The sequence below is a fragment of the Pelagimonas sp. KU-00592-HH genome (assembly GCF_040369695.1).
In the GTDB taxonomy this organism is placed as follows: domain Bacteria; phylum Pseudomonadota; class Alphaproteobacteria; order Rhodobacterales; family Rhodobacteraceae; genus Shimia.
In genome coordinates this window covers 1263347-1279704 of the sequence record NZ_BAABWM010000001.1, presented here as the reverse complement: position 1 = coordinate 1279704, position 16358 = coordinate 1263347, and the positions used below count along the sequence as shown (strand labels likewise).

Genomic DNA, 16358 nt, shown 5'->3' with positions numbered 1-16358 from the left:
CGCCATGTTTCCAGCATGGGTTGTGAAGATGGCGGAAATGGGGAAGGCAGCGTTCCGAAATGGGGTTCTTGAAACGAGAAACGGCGGGTAATCCCCGCCGTTTTCGTGAATTGTTTCGAGATTGGAAACTTACTGGCGCCAGTCGAAGAAACCTTCGCCTGCCTTGGCCAGAAGGCTGGCCGCCATTTCGCGGCCAAGTTCGGCACCGTCTTCGATGGCGCAGGTCTTGTCTTCGCTGAGGCTCTCGGAGCCGTCGGGGCGCAGGACTTCACCGCGCAGGCGCAGGGTGGTGCCATCCAGTTCGGCAAGGGCCGCGATCGGGGTTTCGCAGGAGCCGTCCAGTGCCGCCAGAAAGGCGCGTTCGGCGGCGAGGCGCTGGCCGGTGGCGGTGTCGTGCAGGGCGGCGAGCATGTCGGCGGTGCGGCTGTCGTTGGCGCGGCGTTCGATGCCGATGGCCCCTTGCGCCACGGCGGGCAGCATTTCTTCGGGCTGAATGGCAGAGGAGGCCACGTCATTCATGCCGAGGCGGTTGAGACCAGCCATGGCAAGGAAGGTACAGTCGGCCACGCCGTCACCCAGTTTCTTGAGCCGGGTCTGTACGTTGCCGCGGAATTCGACGACCTTGAGGTCTGGCCGGTAGTTCAGCAGCTGGGCGCGGCGGCGCAGGGACGAGGTGCCGACAACGGCGCCTGCGGGCAGGTCTGCCAGGGTTTTCACGTTGGGCGAGACAAAGGCATCGCGGGTGTCTTCGCGCGGCAGGTAGGTATCGAGCAGGAGACCTTCGGGTTGCAGGACCGGCATATCCTTCATCGAGTGAACGGCGATGTCGATGGCACCGGACAGGAGGTCTTCTTCGATCTCCTTGGTGAACAGGCCCTTGCCGCCCAGTTCCTTGAGCGGGCGATCCTTGGCGATCAGCGCGGCATCGTCACCGGTGGTCTTGATGATGACGATCTCGAAGGCGGCTTCGGGCAGGTCGAAAGCGGCCATCAGGCGGCTGCGGGTCTCGTAGGCCTGTGCGAGGGCCAGCGGAGAGCCACGGGTGCCGATCTTGAGGGGCGAGTCGGGGGAAGGCAGGTTCAGTGTCATATTTACGGGTCTAATCCTGACGGTTTGGCCTGACAAGCGCAGAAGGGTTGACATCCTGCCGCTTGCACGCGACCTAGCTTGTGGCAAATGGCCTGGCTGTCGTGGAACAATCGGGGCCTTGTGGTTCCCGCTGAAAAGGCATGGATCGCCACATGGTTTCCTTGACCCATGTCAACGCTGAGCCAAATGGGCAGAGCTAAGAGGTGCATCATGACTGAGAAGAAGAAAATCCTGCGGGCTCTGGCCGGCGAAACGCTCGACACCCCCCCGATCTGGATGATGCGCCAAGCTGGGCGCTATCTGCCGGAATACCGTGCAACCCGCGCCGAGGCCGGGGATTTCCTGTCGCTTTGCTATAACAGCGAGCTGGCAGCGGAAGTGACCCTGCAACCGATCCGGCGCTATGGCTTTGATGCGGCGATCCTGTTTGCAGACATCCTGCTGTTGCCGCAGGCGCTTGGTGCCGACCTCTGGTTCGTGACCGGGGAAGGGCCGCGTCTGTCGACCATCGAAAGCCAGGAAGATTTCGACAAGCTGAAACCTGTGACCGAGATCGACGAGGTGTTGAACCCGGTTTACGAGACCGTGCGCATCCTGTCGCGCGAGTTGCCGAGCGAGACCACGCTGATTGGTTTTGCGGGGATGCCCTGGACGGTGGTGACTTATATGATTGCAGGCCGTGGCACGCCGGATCAGGGTCCGGCACATGCGTTGAAGGATTCCAATCCGGCGTTGTTTGATCAGGTGATTGACCTGCTGACTGCGGGCACCATCGAATACCTGTCGAAACAGATCGAGGCCGGGGCCGAAGTGGTCAAGCTGTTCGACAGCTGGGCCGGATCGCTCAAGGGCGCGGATTTCGACAAATATGCGCTTGAACCGGCCAAGAAGATCATTGCCGCGCTGAAAGAGCGCCATCCGGATGTGCCGATCATTGCCTTCCCGCGTGGTGCGGGCGAACGCTATGCCGGTTTTGCCGAGGCAACCGGTGCGGATTGCGTTGCGCTGGATGATGGTGTGACGCCGGAATGGGCCGCGGCCAACGTTCAGAAAGACGGCTGTGTGCAGGGCAACCTGAAGTCGTCGCATATGGTGACGGGTGGTGAGGATCTGGTGCGCGAGACCCGCAAGATCGTGGAGGCCTTTGGCAAGGGGCCGCATATCTTTAACCTGGGCCACGGTATCACGCCGGACGCCGATCCCGAGAACGTGCAGCTGATGATCGACACGGTGCGCGGCAAGTAATTCCGCGTGCCATGCGCAAAGTTTAACGGCGTGGGTCTGCACCCACGCCGTTTTTTGTTTCCTGATGTGTGGCGACGCCGTCAGAGCGGCCAGATGACCGGGATCAGGGCCGAGGCCAGGAGGCCGATGCTGAGGTTCAGGGGGATGCCGACCTTGAGGAAATCGGTGAACTTGTAGCCGCCGGGGCCATAGACCATCATGTTGGTCTGGTAGCCGATGGGGGTGGCGAAGCTGGCCGAGGCGGCGACCATGACGGCAATCACCAGCGGGCGGGGGTCAATGCCCAGCGAGGTGCCGAGGCTGATGGCCAGCGGGGCGATGACCACGGCGACGGCGTTGTTGGAGATCAGTTCGGTCAGGATCGAGGTCAGCAGGTAGAGCGACCAGATGATCAGGAAGGGCGGCATTGTCTTGAGAAAGGGGGCGGCGGCCTCGACCACGAGGGTGACGGCGCCCGCGGCTTCGAGACCGGTGCCGACGGCGAGCATCGAGAAGATCAGCACGAGGAGACGGCCGTCGACAAAGGAAAAGGCCTCTTCGGCTTCGATGCAGCGGGTGAAGAGGACAAAGGCCACGGCGAGGATGGCCAGAAAGAGGATCGGCGCGATGCCGAAGGCCGCCAGAAGCACGATCCCGGCGAGCGCGAGCGCGGCGAGGGGGGCATGAGAGCGGCGATAGGGGCGCACGGCGGGTTGGTTGACGCTGACTGCGCCAACATCCGAGGCCATGCGCGAAATATCTTCGGGTGCGCCTTCCAAAAGCAGCGTGTCACCGATTTGCAGGACCAGCTGGTCAAGTTGGCCCGAGATGTTCTGATTGCGGCGGTGGACGGCCAGCGGATATACGCCATAGCGCCGCCGCAGGCGCAGTTGCCCAAGCGATTTGCCGACCATCGTGGTGGTGGGGGTGATCAGGATTTCGACGGTGGCGGTGCCGCGCGAGGTGAGTTTGTCGACGCTGCGGATGTCGTTGTTGTCCTGCAGGCCGAGAAGTTCTTCCATCTGCGAGCGCAGGACGACCCTGTCGCCGGCCTGAAGCGTGACGGTCTTGAGGTCACGCCGCAGCGAGGCTTCGCCGCGCAGGACGTCGACAAGGCGCACGCCGCTGCGTTTGAAGAGATCGACCTCGGTTGCGGGTAGGCCGATCAGACGGCTGTCTTCGGGGATGGCGACCTCGGTCAGGAACTTTTTCTTCGCACCATCGGACAGAAGGGCGGCCATGCTTGCGCGTTCGGGCAGCAGGCGGGGGGCGACAAGGCGCAGGTAGAGCGTGCCCCAGATCACGATGAAGATCGCCAGGGGGGTGACTTCGAAAATCGAAAACGGGGCGAGGCCGTGGGTTTGCGCTACCCCGGCCACCAAGAGGTTGGTGGATGTTCCGAGGAGCGTGAGCGTGCCGCCGAGGATGGAGGCATAGGAGAGCGGGATCAGCAGTTTGCTGGTGGGGATATTCAGCTTGCGCGACAGCTGAACGAACACGGGGATCAGGATCAGGACAACGGGGGTGTTGTTGACAAAGGCAGAGGCGATGACGGCAAAGCCGATGAGGCCGGCGACGGCGCGTGCGGGGGAGGCTTCGGCCCAGGCCTCGGCGAGGCGGGTGAAACGATCCAGCGCGCCGGTGCGGACCATAGCCCCGGCGACGATGAACATGGCGGCGATGGTCCAGGGCGCAGGGTTGGACAGGGCCAGGAGCGCGGCCTCGTAGGGCAGGATGCCGGTGGCCAGCATCGTGGCCGCCGCGCCAAGGGCGACCACCTCGGGCGGCCAGCGTTCAGAGACAAACAGCGCGAACATCAGCGCGAGGATGCCGAGGGCAATCAGGGCATCAAGCGTGGCTGGTTGGGCTAGGTCGGTCATCTGGTCTCCCACGGGCAGAATGGCAGGGGGCGTTGGTGGGGGTCCAGCTTAACATGGGGCCGAAGCAGGCCTCAAAGGCTGATTGCAGGGATATGTCTGAAAATAGGGCGGAAAACTTTTCGGTAAAAGTTTTCTGCCTGCAATTTTTCTAGAAAAATTGGTTGGTTGCGAGGGGGTCAGAGTTCCGCGCGCAGCTCTTCGGTATGTTCGCCGCGTTTGCAGGGGGCGTTCACCCTGCCGACCTTGCCGTCAAATCGCGGGGCAGGGGCGGGTTGGAGGGTGCCACCCGGAGTTTGCCAGATGTGGCGGGCCGAGACATGTGGCGCGTTGGCGGCTTCGCCCGGGGACAGGACGGGGGCGACACAGGCGTCGGAGCCATCAAACAGGGCATCCCAGTGGCTGCGTGGTTCGGCGAGGAAGATGTCTTCGAGGCGGGCTGTCAGCTTGGTCCAGAGGCTCTGGTCGTGCTGTTTCTGGAATTCCGGATCGTCGGAGAGGCCGAGGCGGGACAGGAACTCGGCATAGAACTGGGGTTCGAGGCATTGCACCGAGACAAACCCGCCGTCGGCGCAGGCATAGGTGCGGGACCAGTGCGGGCCGTCGAGCAAGCCCTGACCGCGGGTGTCGGGCATCATGCCGGTCTGGCGGATCGCCATCAGGAGCGACATCATGTGCGCCGAGCCATCGACGATGGCGGCGTCGACCACGGTGCCGCGTCCGGTGGTGCGGGCGTTGAGGATGCCGGACAGGAGGCCCACCACGAGGTAAAGCGCACCGCCGCCGATGTCGCCGACCAGCGTGGCCGGGGTGATCGGTGGCGCGCCGGGTTCGGAGGCATAGTGCAGGGCGCCGGAGGTGGCGATGTAGTTGAGGTCGTGGCCTGCGGTTTCGGCGCGGGGGCCGGACTGGCCCCAGCCGGTCATGCGTCCGAAGACAAGTGCGGGGTTGTCTGCGTGGCAGACCTCGGGGCCGAGGCCAAGGCGTTCCATCACACCGGGGCGGAAGCCTTCGATCAGCGCATCCGCCGTGGCGATGAGCTTGCGGGCGGTGGCGAGGTCGTCCGGGTCTTTCAGGTCAAGCGCGATGGAGCGTTTGCCGCGATCCAGAACCGAGCCGTCGGCAGTGACCTGCCCGCCCTTGCCCTTGCGGTGGATGGTGATGACATCCGCGCCCAGATCGGCCAGCAGCATGGCGGCGAAGGGCCCCGGGCCAAGGCCCTCGATTTCGATGATGCGAATGCCGTTCAGCATGGGGATCTCCTTGGTCTGCGTTGTCCGCATTGGCGGGGTGTCGGGTGGTTTAGCCGAGGGTGAAACCGCCGCCGACTGTCAGTACCTGACCCGAGACATAATTGGATTCGGGGATGCAGAACAGGTAGACGCCGCCCGCGGCTTCTTCGGGGGTGCCGCCGCGCCCCATGGGAACCATCGAGGCAAAGCCGCCCGCGACCTTCGTGGGGATGCCGATGCCGACTTCGTTGCCATCAACCGTGATGGTTTTCTTTTCATCGGTGGCTTCGGTCAGGCGGGTTTCGATATAGCCGAAGGCGACGCAGTTGACGCAGACCTTGGAGCGGCCCCATTCCTTGGCCATGGTCTTGGTAAGGCCGACGACGGCGGCCTTGGCCGAGGAATAGTTGGCCTGGCCGATATTGCCGCCAAGGCCCGCGACCGAGGAGATGTTGACCACCTTGCGGAAGACTTCGCGGCCTTCTTCGGCCTCCTGCTTGGCGGCGCCCTTGATGAAGCCGCTGGCGGCGCGCAGGATCTGGAAGGGGGCTTTGACGTGTACGGCCATCATGGCGTCGAACATGTCATCGGTCATGTGGCCGATCATCGAATCCCAAGTGTAGCCAGCGTTGTTGACGATGATGTCGACGCCCTTGAAGGTTTCGATGCCGGTGCCGATGAAGCGTTCGGCAAAGCCGTCTTCGGTGACTGAGCCGGGCACGGCGACGGCGTTGCCGCCCATGGCCTTGATCTCGTTCACCACGCTGATCGCGGGATCGACTTCGAGGTCATTGACCACGACATTGGCGCCGTCGGAGGCGAGTTTCAGGGCGACGGCGCGGCCGATGCCGTTGCCTGCGCCGGTGACATAGGCGGTTTTGCCTTCGAGTTTCATGTGACTGTCCTTCCTCAATCCGCGTCGAGCGATCGCGCGATTATTTCCTTCATGATTTCGTTGGTGCCGCCGTAGATCTTTTGCACGCGGGCGTCGGTGTAGAGTTCCGAAATCAGGTATTCGTTCATGTAGCCGTAGCCGCCGTGCAGTTGCAGGCAGTTGTCGACGATCTCGCATTGCACGTCGGTGGACCACCATTTCGCCATCGCGGCCTTTTCCGGGGTCAGGAGGCCCTGATCCAGTTCGGCGAGGCACTGGTCGACGAAGGCCGCGAGGATTTCGATCTTGGAGGCGGCTTCGGCGAGTTTGAAGCGGCTGTTCTGGAAATCCATGATGCGCTGGCCAAAGGCCTTGCGTTCCTTGACATAGGCGAGGGTGGTATCGAGGGCGCATTGTGCAGCGCCCAGTGCCGAGTAGGCGAGGATCAGGCGTTCCCACGGCAGCTGTTTCATCAGCTGGTAGAAGCCCTGGCCTTCGTCCTGCCCCAGAAGGTGGGTTTGCGGCACGCGCACGTCCTGGAACGAGAGTTCGGCGGTGTCGTTGCGCTTCATGCCCATCTTGTCGAGGCGGCGGCCGACGGAGAAGCCTTCGAAGCCTTCGGTTTCGATGATGATCAGCGACACGCCTTTGGAACGCGAGGTGGGATCGGTTTTGGCCACCAGCACGATCAGGTCGGCGCTGCCACCGTTGGTGATGAAGGTCTTGGAGCCATTGATCAGGTATTCGTTGCCGTCCTTGATGGCGGTGGTCTTGACCGCCTGAAGGTCCGAGCCGGTGCCGGGTTCGGTCATGGCGATGGCGGCTACCTTTTCTCCGCTGGCGAGGTCGGGCAGCCACTTTTCCTTTTGCTGGTCGGTGCCAAAGGCGGTGATGTAGTGGGTCGCGATATTGTGGACCGAGAAGCCCCAGCCGCTGTCGCCGATCTTGGCCTGTTCAAGGAAGGTGACGGCGTCGAAGTGGCGCGAGAGGCCAAGGCCGCCGAAGTCTTCGGGGATGGTGGCGCCGAGGATTCCGATCTCCGCGGATTTTTTCCAGAACTCCTTGGGGACGAGACCGTCTTTCTTCCATTGATCGCGGTTGGGTTGGAATTCGTCTTCGAGGAAGCGGCGAACGGAGCCTGCGAAGGCGTGATGCTCTTCCTGCATCCAGAGATGTGTTGGCATGTGGGGGTCCTTTGGGATCAGGCGGCGGAGATCAGGGCTTCGCCGCGCAGGGTCTGGGTGCCGTCGTCGATGGTTGCGGTCAGGGCAACGCGCAGCAGCGGTTCGCCCTCTTTCTCAAGGCGTTCGGCAATCCGGCCTTCGCAGGTGACTGTCGCGCCGACGGGTGTGATGGCGGTGAAGCGGCTGGAGAGGCCGCGCAGGCGGTCGATCCCCGCCCAATCGGTTGCGACACGGCCAAGTTGCGCCATCGACAGCATGCCATGGGCAAAGACATCGTCGAGACCGGCCTTGGCGGCGAAATCGGTGTCGATGTGGATCGGATTGTGATCGCCCGAGGCCCCGGCATAAAGCGCCAGTGTGGTGCGGGTGATCGGGCCGAAGGTGACGGGGGGCAGCGTGTCGCCCACTTGTGCGGTTTGCGGAGTCATTTGCCCCCTCCCAGACGGTGGATCAGATCACGACGCGCAACAGAGAGCGTGCCGCGGTCGGGGTGGCGCACTTCCATTTCGAGATGGGCGATTTCCAGCGCGCCGCCCTTGGCGTCGGTGAAACCCTTGACACGGCTGATGATCTCGACGGTTTCGCCCGCGAAGATCGGGCCGTGATAGTCATAGGTTTCGGTGCCGTGCAGGAGCACGCGCATGTCGGCGTTGATGCGCTCAAGAAGCGGGGCGATGCCCTTGCGGGCACCGGCCTTGGCGGCGGCCATGTCGAGGACCACGGGGTATGTTGCCGGGGCCATCACGTCAGGGTGGCCGGCGGAGCGGGCGGCATCGACATCGCTGTGGATCGGGTTGGTCTCGCCGATGGTTTCGGCAAAGAACGCCACCGCGCCACGTTCGACAGTGATCTCGATCGGCGGGCTTTCATAGCCTTCGGAGCTGCGGTCGAAAATTCCCATGTCATGCCGCCTGATAGAGGGTGACGACACAGGCGCCGCCAAGGCCGAGGTTGTGTTGCAGGGCGGTTTTCGCACCCTCCACCTGTCGGCGTTCAGCGGTGCCGCGCAGTTGGTGGGTGAGTTCATAGCATTGGGCAAGGCCGGTGGCCCCGAGGGGGTGGCCCTTGGACAGAAGACCGCCGGAAGGGTTGGTCACTAACCTGCCGCCGTAGGTGTTGTCGCCATCGGCGATGAACTGTTGCGCGCCGCCTTCGGGGCAGAGGCCAAGGCCTTCGTAGGTGATGAGTTCGTTGTGGGCGAAACAGTCGTGCAGTTCCACGACGTCGACGTCTTCAATGCCGATGCCGGATTGCTCTTGTACCTGTTTGGCGGCCTCGGCGGTCATGTCGTAGCCAACAACCTGCATCATATCGTGGGCCTCGAAGGTCGAGGTGAAATCCGTGGTCATGGACTGCGCCTTGATGGTGACGGTTGTCGGGATGTTGTGTTTGCGTGCGAAATCTTCGGAGCAGAGGATTGCCGCCGCGCCGCCACAGGTGGGCGGGCAGGCCATCAGGCGGGTCATCACGCCCTCCCACATCATCGGGGCGTCCATGACCTGATCTTCGGTCACTTCGGTGTTGAACAGGGCCAGTGGGTTGTTGACCGCGTGGCGCGAGGCCTTGGCGCGGATCCTGGCGAAGTCGTTCAGAGTGGTGCCGTGTTTTTCCATGTGCGATTTGCCCGCGCCGCCAAAGTAGCGCAGCGCCAGCGGCACCTGACCGTTGCCGACAAGCGCATCGGTTTCCGCGTCGAAATCATCGAAGGGGGTGGGGCGGTCTGTCCAGTGACTGGTGAGCGCGCCGGGCTGCATCTGTTCGAAGCCGACGGCAAGGACACAGTCGGCAACGCCGTGTTCGATGGCCTGACGAGCAAGGAACAGGGCGGTTGAGCCGGTCGAACAGTTGTTGTTGACGTTGACCACCGGGATGCCGGTCATGCCAACGTGATAGAGGGCTTTCTGACCACAGGTGGAATCGCCGTAGACATATCCGGCGTAGGCCTGCTGGATGTCATCATAGGACAGGCCCGCATCTGCAAGCGCGTCGCGGATTGCGGCTGCGCCCATCTGGTCATAGCTGTCAGAGGCGCCGGGCTTGGCGAATTTGATCATGCCGACGCCGGCAACGATGGTGGATGTCTTGCTCATGGTGTCCTCCCCGAATCCCAATCACTTTACTTGCTTTGGACGAAGTATGGGATTGACGCAGGCCATTAGGCAAATTCAATATTATCCAAAGGTATTCCTTGGGGGAATGGGTGAATCTGATCAAGCTGAGATATGTTGTGGCGGTGGATCGCGAGGGATCGATCTCGGGCGCGGCGCGGGGGCTGCATATCACGCAGTCGGCGGTGACCAAGGCGGTTGCCGACATGGAGACCGAGTTGGGGGTTGCCCTGTTTGACCGGCGGGCGCGCGGTGTTGTAGCGACGGCGGCGGGGCGGGATTTCATTGACCGCGCGGCGCGCATCCTTTCGGACATGGATCAGTTGGTGATGGACGCCAAGAGCGGGCGCGATTCCCGCGACAGGGTGCTGCGGATCGGTATTGCGCCGCCCTCTCTGGAGGGGGTGATGAACCGGGCCGTGCGCCATCTTGTGGTGAACCATCCGGAGGTGCGGGTGCAGTTGCGTGGCACGCCTTATGAGGCGGGGGTGCAGCTTTTGCGGCAGGGTGATCTCGATACGATGATCGCGCCGGAACATACGCTGTTCGGCGAGGCTGGGTTCGTGACCGAACCCCTGCCGCCCCTGAAGGCGCGGATGTTCGCGCGCAAGGGGCATCCGCTGAGCGGACGACGGGTGGTGGCGGCCGAGCTGGCGCAATTTCCGATCATTTCGCCTGATATTACCGGGCCGCACGTGATGCCCCTGATGGGGGTTCTGGATCACCTTGAGGGGGATCCGGCGCGGGGGCTGCATATTCTTGAGAACTTCCCGATGGCCTCGGGGATCATCGAGCGGACGGATACGGTGGGTGTGGTTGTCGAAACCTATACCCACAGCCAGGCCTTCCAGAGCCGGTTCGAGGTGATTGACTTCGATATGGGAGCGCCCTTGCCGATGGTCTTTGCCTATCGGGCCGAACGGGTTCCGGCGCGGGCGATGCGGTGGTTGCGCGAGGCGTTGAAGGCCTTTCCGCCGACGGCGTCCTGACGGGTGCGCTGATTTGCGGCGAAAAACCGTCGCAGTCTGGTTGTGAGGGGCGCATCGGGCCGGTTATATTGGCGTATCCAGATATGTAGAGGAACGAGATGAGCGAAGGACTGGTCCCCAAAGGCGTGGCCCATGTGGATCTTGGCGTGACTGCCGAGCCTGAGCATTTCGTGTTCCTGCTGTTGCCCAACCTGTCCATGCTGGCCTTTAGCGCGGCGATCGAACCGTTGCGGATTGCCAACCAGCTGACGGGGCAGGTATTGTATCGCTGGACGATGATGTCCGAGGACGGGCAAAGCGTGCGGGCCTCGAACGGGGTTGAGCTTGGGGTGGATTGCGCGATGGGGGATACCCCCGCAGGTGCCAAGGTGTTTGTCTGTTCCGGGGTGGAGCCCGAAAAGGCCGTTTCCAAGAAGGTTGCGGACTGGGTGCGTTACCAGTGGCGCACCGGGCGCACGGTGGGCGGGCTGTGTACCGGGGCCTATGCGCTGGCGCGTGCGGGTATCCTCAAGGGGCGGGGATTGACGCTGCACTGGGAGAACCAGTTGCCGTTCCGCGAGACCTATCCCGATCTGGACGTGCGCGAGCAGCTGTATGTGATCGACGACCGGATCATGACCTGTGGTGGCGGGGCGGCGGCGACCGATCTGTTTCTCAAGATGATCTACGAAAAGCACGGGCCGATGCTGAGCCAGGCGGTGCTGAACATGTGCCTGCATTTCGTGCATCGTTCGGAGGTGGACAGCCAGCAGTCGTCAAAATCGGCGTCGCTGGGGATCAGAAACCAGAAGCTCTTGCAGATCATCAGCATCTTCGACGAGGAGATTGATCAGGAAATCCTTCTGGATGACATTGCTGATCGGGTCGGGGTGTCGCGGCGGCAGATGGAACGGCTGTTTTCGCATCACCTTGGGCGCACGCCGAAGCGGTATCTGATGGACCTGAGATTGCAACGGGCGCGGGCGCTGATGGCGGAAACCGATCTGCCAGTGAGCGAGGTGGCCGTGGCCTGTGGGTTCGAGTCGACCTCGCATTTTTCCAAGCGCTTTCGCGAGCGTTTCGGTGTCTCGCCCTACTCGTTCTCGGTGACGACGGGGTAGATCACAAAATCTGCATGGGCCGCGCATTTCCCTCTTGACCATCACCGGCGAGTCCCATAAATCCCCCCTCACTCAAGGCGGTATAGCTCAGTTGGTTAGAGCAGCGGAATCATAATCCGCGTGTCCGGGGTTCAAGTCCCTGTACCGCCACCAAGAATTCAGGCCCTGAAAGCACCCGCTTTCAGGGCCGTTTTCTTTTTGGCGCTAGTGAAAGCTGTCCCAGTGAAGATCGGCGAAGCAGGGGCCCTGAATGCCCTCGGCAAAGCTGACGACGCCACCTTCCCATTCGAGAAACTGCGGGCGCTCTTCGCGGTCGATGGCGAAATCCCAACAGATGAACCGCGCCAGTGGCATCTTGTCGTGCAGGCTAAGGGCCATCTGGGCGGCCTTGTCGAAGCCGGGGATGGGCTTGCCTGCGAAGTCTGTGTGTGAGTCTGGATGACGGTCCACGCGGGTCCAGTTGGAGAGGTATCCCAGATCGGACAGGTGGCCGGAGTGCAGGTCGATCGCGATGCGCAGCTGGTTCTGGGCGACGACGTGTTTCTGGCCATGACGTCCGAGTTTCAGATAGGCCATGCGCAGTTGGGCCGGGCCGGTTGCGGGCAGGACGGTGCCGAGGCGGATGGTTGCCAGCGCGTCCGAGCCAAAGCGGGAGAAGTCCGAGTGGGGCATAATCCTTGGTTGGAAGACGCCATTGCCAAGGCGGATGAGATCGGGGGCCGTGAGGCTCTGGGTGGCGAGGATTTCGACACCGTTGCCAAAACCGGAGCCATCGGATTTGAAGACGATTTCAGCGTGGTCCTTCAGGCGGGTGAGCGCCTCGGTGGGCGAGAGGGGCTCAAGCCGTGCGGAGAGGAAGCGGCCGTTCAGGGCATAGGCGATGTCTGGCAGGTCGACGTTGGCCATGAACAACGGGTTGGTGGCGCGAATGCGGCCGAGGCGGTGGGCTTCGCCGTTCACATTGCGCATGGTGTGGGCAAGGTAGTAGCATTCCGGCAGCCAGCCTTCGCGGTATTCTCCGGCAAGCGCGGCAAAGGCGAGAAGCCAGTGGGCGTGGTAATCGTTCCCCAGCCGTTCAACCGCGTCTTCGCGTGCCCGTTTGCGCATGGCAGAGGTGAGCGGGCCGTCAGATTGTTCGACGGCGTCGACAATGCGCCGGGCCTCGCGGACGCTGAGCCACTGGCGGCGTCGGGCCTGAAGGTTGGCGATCCCCTGTTTTCCGAGAGTTTTGATCCGGTTCGACATCATGCTGCCTTTTGACTGATGGCGGCGATACGCCGGCAGGCGATCAGGGTAGAGCCGAGATAGGCCACGCTTGAGAGGACGAAGGTCCAGGCTGCGCCGAATGTTCCATAGACGGGGATCAGAAGCAAAGCCACGAGGCAGGCGGCCAGAAGGCTTGAGCCGGAGATGACAATCCGCCAGCGGAAGGCCTGGGCCGCGGTGACGGCGGTCACGAGGGGAGAGGCCGCGAGCGTTATGGAGGAGGCAAAGACGATGATGGTGAAGAGATTTCGATCCGCGTACTCTGCGCCGAAGAGCAGGGTGAGGAGTTGCGCGCCGAAGACCCATGCCAATGCGGTCGAGAGTGCGCCGAAGAGGGCGGCGTATTTCACGAGTGACCAGGAGAGGCGGGTGAAATCCTTGTGGCGGCCTTCGCGCAGGTAGCGTCTGAGGCGTGCGGCAGAGGCGCTGCCGAGGGTGTTGGCGAGCATCGACAGCGCGGTATGGACGTAGAACAACGCGCCGAAGAGGCCGACGGCCTGTAGCCCATAGTCGCGTTCCAGCATAAGGGCAGGCACGGAAGAAGAGGCCCGAAGCATCCAGAGGGCGATGCCCACCGGCAGGACCCAGAGGAAGAGTTTTCCGACCCGGCGCAGGCTGGCGTTCAGCGCGCTTTCGAGCGAGACATCGGATTGCAGGCGGCCCAGGAGATTACGGTCGACGATCCAGAAGCTGAGCGCCCAAGCGAGGGCCTCGCAGGCGAGGGCGGCAGGCAGGTTGCGGGTTTGCCAGAAGATCAGTGTAAAGGCGATGATCCCGGCAGAGCCGCGCACCAGAAGCGACAGCGCGACATAGTCGAGCCGTTCGGCGCGCTGGAACATGGCGTGGTTCATGCTGGCCTGGGCGCCAAAGAATTTCACAAAGGCAAAGGCGGTGACGCTGAGCAGAAGGAAGGCGCCGTCGGAGCGATAAAGGAGAAAGGCGGCAAGGATGCTGAGGACCACGGCGAGACAGCCGCCCAGCAGGCGGAGCGCCACATAGTCCTCGCGTTTGAAATGATCGAGGTCGTCGACGGTCAGCACGTCGCGCGTGCCCATTGTGGCGAGAAAGAACAGCGGCGTCACGATTGCAGCGGCAAGGGTGAGGGCACCGACGTCTTCGGGGCTGCCAAGGCGGGCGGCGATGGCGACGACGAGAAACTGTGTGAGGGCGTAGTATCCGCGTCCGGCAATCGCAAAGCCGATGTTCCTGCGTAGCGATGGTGGCCGGGATATCTGGGGCGGGGCAGAGGTCGTCACGGCGCGGCCTCGTATATCGCTATGTCCGGGGCGCAGAGGTCCTGAACCTTTTGAAGCTGTGCTGTGGTCAGGCTGGATCGCTGTATGCCTGATCTCGGTGCGCTGGCGCGGTTTTCGTGGCCGATGCGAACGCGGAAGCCCAGCTTATCCGAGATGTTGCGTTCGAAGCGCGCCATGTCGTCAAGGCGGCCGACGACGTCGAACTTGTTCAGGTTGCAGATGGCCTTGGCAATGGCCTTTGGGGTGGCGATGTCCGAGATCGGTGGGCGCCCTGCGAAGTATTCCACGTAGGTTGCCCCCATGCGTTTTGCCCGCTCGGTTTCCAGAAAGGTGTCGAAATCCTCTTCGATACGGGCGTGTGCGCCGTCGCGTGCGTAGCTCCAGTTGAAGTGCGACAGGAAACGGGACACCGGCTCGCGCAGGATGGTGACGAATTTGTAGATGTCCGAGAAGCCGCTGTAGGCGATGTCGGAAAAGGCGACATGTGCAGACACGCAGCGGGTATCTGAATACAGGTGGTAAAGCAGCATCTGTTCGCGCAGATCCAGCACATCGACCAGCATCTGTTCGCGGTCCCGCCGCCCGGTGAAGGCCTGATAGGCCCTGAAGCTGGCTTCGGGCGAGATTGTGGCCTGGCTGAGCAGGTAGCGTTTCCGGAAGGCGCGCCCGACCGAGGTGCCGCCGCATTTCGGGACGTGGTGAAACACGAAACGCTGGGGCAGGGTTGCGTTCAGAATACGACCGCGCAGACCTTTGGCCCGGTCGACAAAGGCGGTGCCGGTTGCCTTGCCTTCAAATCTGTCGTTCGTCCTGTTCAATGGGCGGCTCTCAGGGTCTGGCTCGTCGTCCAAGCCGTCCGGTTGCCTTGCGCCAGACGGTTGAGGAGCAGGATGGTGAAAAACGAAAAGAGCGCAATCCATTCCGGAAAGCCCGGATGGCCTGCGTCACCGCCGATCCAGACACGGAACAGGGGCAGGACCGGCAGCATGGCCACCCATTCGGGGCGCAGGGGAAGGGCGAAGTTTGCGCCATTTCGCGCGATGGTGATCAGGAAGTTGATCCATGTGGCGAGAACGGCAAGGTAGAAAGAGGCGACCAGCAGGAAGGCGAGCAATCCGGAGTGGAGCCACGCGCCGAGGAACAGGTTGTGCACCAGTTGTCCGTTGATCTCTTGCAGGCCTGTGCCCGACCAGATGGCGTGTTCGATCCGGGACAGGGCGAAGGCAAGCTGATCCAGGCGGCCCTGGGTTGAGGCGTCATCAAAAGCGAAACGATCGCCGAAGAGGGACACGGCGGCACCGCCGGAAGTGAGGAAGAGGAGGGCGCAGGCGATGGCGAAGACAGTCACGAGGGTCTTCACGATGAGGCTGGTGCGGTTGAAGCGGGGTTGGTTGAGCTTTGCGATGAATGCGGTGACCGGCAGCGTTACCACGGCGACGAGCACAACCGAACGCGTGTTGAGAACCAGCAGGATGGCGATAATGAAGAGGGTCATGGCCTGGCCGATCCGATCCGGTTTCTTCGCGGTATGTGCGGCGCGAAACAGGACGAGGGCCGTGAACAGGGCGATTGCGATAATGTTCTTTTCGGAGGCCGCAGCATCGGCGCCGCTGGGGCCGGCAATGCGGAAGAGTTCACGCAGGAATCCGTAGACGACAAAGTCCAGATCGCCGTGCAGGAGCAGGCGTTCGATGGCGATCAGCCAGCTAAGCCCATTGTTGCGGGCGACGACTTCGGAAATGACAAGAAAGCTCAGGATCGCGAAGAGGGCGCCGCGCCGCAGGAGGCGGGGGGCTGCGCCCGTGACCATCAGGGCGGCACCGAAGGTCAGGCCGCACAGAAGAAAAAAGACCTGCCGCACGACGATGCCATTGTCGGGCAGGCCGGCGAGGCTGATGGCGAGAACCATGAGGTAGAAGAAGTAGGGCAGAAGGATGAGGGCACACCAGCCGGGCAACTGCCAGGTTCGGGAGGGCAGCTTTGGCAGCAGGCAGAACAGGACCAACCCCAAGAGAAGGGTGGCGACGTAGGCGAGGTTCAGTTTGAAACCGCCGATTGTCGCGATGTGAACCCATGTCAGCGGCAGCGCGGCCAGCGCGAGAACCAGAAGGGATGCGACGAGCCTTTCGGAGAGGGAGGTTTCCTTGCTGGCGGGCATG

General features: G+C 62.7%; 15 protein-coding genes and 1 tRNA gene. 4 read left to right on the top strand and 12 right to left on the bottom strand.

All coding sequences use genetic code 11. The features are described from left to right. Positions 1-129: 129 nt before the first annotated feature. A complete protein-coding gene (hemC, locus tag ABWV42_RS06190) occupies positions 130-1089 on the bottom strand; it encodes a hydroxymethylbilane synthase (RefSeq protein WP_353339337.1) in 960 nt (319 codons plus the stop codon). Between the two features lie 210 nt (positions 1090-1299). On the opposite strand from hemC, the gene hemE reads away from it, so the two are divergent. Then, positions 1300-2334, top strand: a complete 1035-nt coding sequence (hemE, locus tag ABWV42_RS06185; protein ID WP_353339336.1) for a uroporphyrinogen decarboxylase — start codon at positions 1300-1302, stop codon at positions 2332-2334. A gap of 80 nt (positions 2335-2414) precedes the next feature. Here the strand turns inward: hemE and ABWV42_RS06180 are convergent, their stop codons facing one another. From ABWV42_RS06180 to ABWV42_RS06150, 7 genes are all read right to left on the bottom strand, one after another. Then, on the bottom strand, positions 2415-4193 hold the full coding sequence (locus ABWV42_RS06180; RefSeq protein ID WP_353339335.1) for an SLC13 family permease: 1779 nt from the start codon (positions 4191-4193) through the stop codon (positions 2415-2417). Positions 4194-4369: 176 nt separating this feature from the next. Further along, the gene (locus ABWV42_RS06175; RefSeq protein ID WP_255107582.1) at positions 4370-5443 is read right to left on the bottom strand and encodes a CaiB/BaiF CoA transferase family protein; all 1074 of its coding nucleotides are present in this window, start codon (positions 5441-5443) and stop codon (positions 4370-4372) included. A 49-nt stretch (positions 5444-5492) separates the two neighbouring features. Then, positions 5493-6317, bottom strand: coding sequence for an SDR family NAD(P)-dependent oxidoreductase (locus ABWV42_RS06170; RefSeq protein WP_353339334.1), 825 nt, complete (start codon positions 6315-6317; stop codon positions 5493-5495). A gap of 14 nt (positions 6318-6331) precedes the next feature. Further along, complete coding sequence (locus ABWV42_RS06165; RefSeq protein ID WP_353339333.1) at positions 6332-7480, bottom strand: acyl-CoA dehydrogenase family protein; 1149 nt, start codon at positions 7478-7480, stop codon at positions 6332-6334. Positions 7481-7497: 17 nt separating this feature from the next. Further along, positions 7498-7908, bottom strand: a complete 411-nt coding sequence (locus ABWV42_RS06160) for a MaoC family dehydratase (protein ID WP_353339332.1) — start codon at positions 7906-7908, stop codon at positions 7498-7500. Beyond that, positions 7905-8381: an FAS1-like dehydratase domain-containing protein gene (locus ABWV42_RS06155; RefSeq protein ID WP_353339331.1), complete on the bottom strand. Its 477-nt coding sequence runs from the start codon at positions 8379-8381 to the stop codon at positions 7905-7907. Before ABWV42_RS06155 ends, ABWV42_RS06160 begins: the two co-directional genes overlap by 4 nt. 1 nt (position 8382) lies before the next feature. Further along, positions 8383-9570: a lipid-transfer protein gene (locus ABWV42_RS06150; protein WP_353339330.1), complete on the bottom strand. Its 1188-nt coding sequence runs from the start codon at positions 9568-9570 to the stop codon at positions 8383-8385. A gap of 110 nt (positions 9571-9680) precedes the next feature. Between ABWV42_RS06150 and ABWV42_RS06145 the strand changes: the two genes are divergently transcribed. From ABWV42_RS06145 to ABWV42_RS06135, 3 genes are all read left to right on the top strand, one after another. Next, positions 9681-10577, top strand: a complete 897-nt coding sequence (locus tag ABWV42_RS06145) for a LysR family transcriptional regulator (protein ID WP_353339329.1) — start codon at positions 9681-9683, stop codon at positions 10575-10577. Positions 10578-10675: 98 nt separating this feature from the next. Next, positions 10676-11677 (top strand): GlxA family transcriptional regulator, encoded by a 1002-nt coding sequence (locus ABWV42_RS06140; protein WP_255107568.1) that lies wholly within the window; start codon positions 10676-10678, stop codon positions 11675-11677. Positions 11678-11753: 76 nt separating this feature from the next. Beyond that, a tRNA-Met gene (locus ABWV42_RS06135) sits at positions 11754-11830 on the top strand. A 51-nt stretch (positions 11831-11881) separates the two neighbouring features. Here ABWV42_RS06135 and ABWV42_RS06130 read toward each other — a convergent pair. From ABWV42_RS06130 to ABWV42_RS06115, 4 genes are read right to left on the bottom strand one after another with little or no spacing between them, the layout of a single operon-like run. Then, positions 11882-12922 (bottom strand): sugar-transfer associated ATP-grasp domain-containing protein, encoded by a 1041-nt coding sequence (locus ABWV42_RS06130; protein ID WP_353339328.1) that lies wholly within the window; start codon positions 12920-12922, stop codon positions 11882-11884. Then, entirely contained in the window at positions 12922-14199 is a 1278-nt protein-coding gene (locus ABWV42_RS06125; protein WP_353339327.1) for a lipopolysaccharide biosynthesis protein, read from the bottom strand. Before ABWV42_RS06125 ends, ABWV42_RS06130 begins: the two co-directional genes overlap by 1 nt. Then, on the bottom strand, positions 14196-15017 hold the full coding sequence (locus tag ABWV42_RS06120) for a sulfotransferase family 2 domain-containing protein (protein ID WP_353339326.1): 822 nt from the start codon (positions 15015-15017) through the stop codon (positions 14196-14198). The genes ABWV42_RS06125 and ABWV42_RS06120 overlap by 4 nt, the downstream gene beginning before the upstream one ends. Beyond that, positions 15014-16357 (bottom strand): O-antigen ligase family protein, encoded by a 1344-nt coding sequence (locus tag ABWV42_RS06115; protein WP_353339324.1) that lies wholly within the window; start codon positions 16355-16357, stop codon positions 15014-15016. The genes ABWV42_RS06120 and ABWV42_RS06115 overlap by 4 nt, the downstream gene beginning before the upstream one ends. Between the last annotated feature and the right edge of the window lies 1 nt (position 16358).

Coding starts and splice junctions, on each gene's coding strand:
- ABWV42_RS06165 (WP_353339333.1), bottom strand. CDS start 7,480: ATGCCAACACATCTCTGGATGCAGGAAGAGCATCACGCCTTCGCAGGC.
- ABWV42_RS06170 (WP_353339334.1), bottom strand. CDS start 6,317: ATGAAACTCGAAGGCAAAACCGCCTATGTCACCGGCGCAGGCAACGGC.
- hemE (WP_353339336.1), top strand. CDS start 1,300: ATGACTGAGAAGAAGAAAATCCTGCGGGCTCTGGCCGGCGAAACGCTC.
- ABWV42_RS06115 (WP_353339324.1), bottom strand. CDS start 16,357: ATGCCCGCCAGCAAGGAAACCTCCCTCTCCGAAAGGCTCGTCGCATCC.
- hemC (WP_353339337.1), bottom strand. CDS start 1,089: ATGACACTGAACCTGCCTTCCCCCGACTCGCCCCTCAAGATCGGCACC.
- ABWV42_RS06140 (WP_255107568.1), top strand. CDS start 10,676: ATGAGCGAAGGACTGGTCCCCAAAGGCGTGGCCCATGTGGATCTTGGC.
- ABWV42_RS06175 (WP_255107582.1), bottom strand. CDS start 5,443: ATGCTGAACGGCATTCGCATCATCGAAATCGAGGGCCTTGGCCCGGGG.
- ABWV42_RS06150 (WP_353339330.1), bottom strand. CDS start 9,570: ATGAGCAAGACATCCACCATCGTTGCCGGCGTCGGCATGATCAAATTC.
- ABWV42_RS06180 (WP_353339335.1), bottom strand. CDS start 4,193: ATGACCGACCTAGCCCAACCAGCCACGCTTGATGCCCTGATTGCCCTC.
- ABWV42_RS06155 (WP_353339331.1), bottom strand. CDS start 8,381: ATGGGAATTTTCGACCGCAGCTCCGAAGGCTATGAAAGCCCGCCGATC.
- ABWV42_RS06130 (WP_353339328.1), bottom strand. CDS start 12,922: ATGTCGAACCGGATCAAAACTCTCGGAAAACAGGGGATCGCCAACCTT.
- ABWV42_RS06160 (WP_353339332.1), bottom strand. CDS start 7,908: ATGACTCCGCAAACCGCACAAGTGGGCGACACGCTGCCCCCCGTCACC.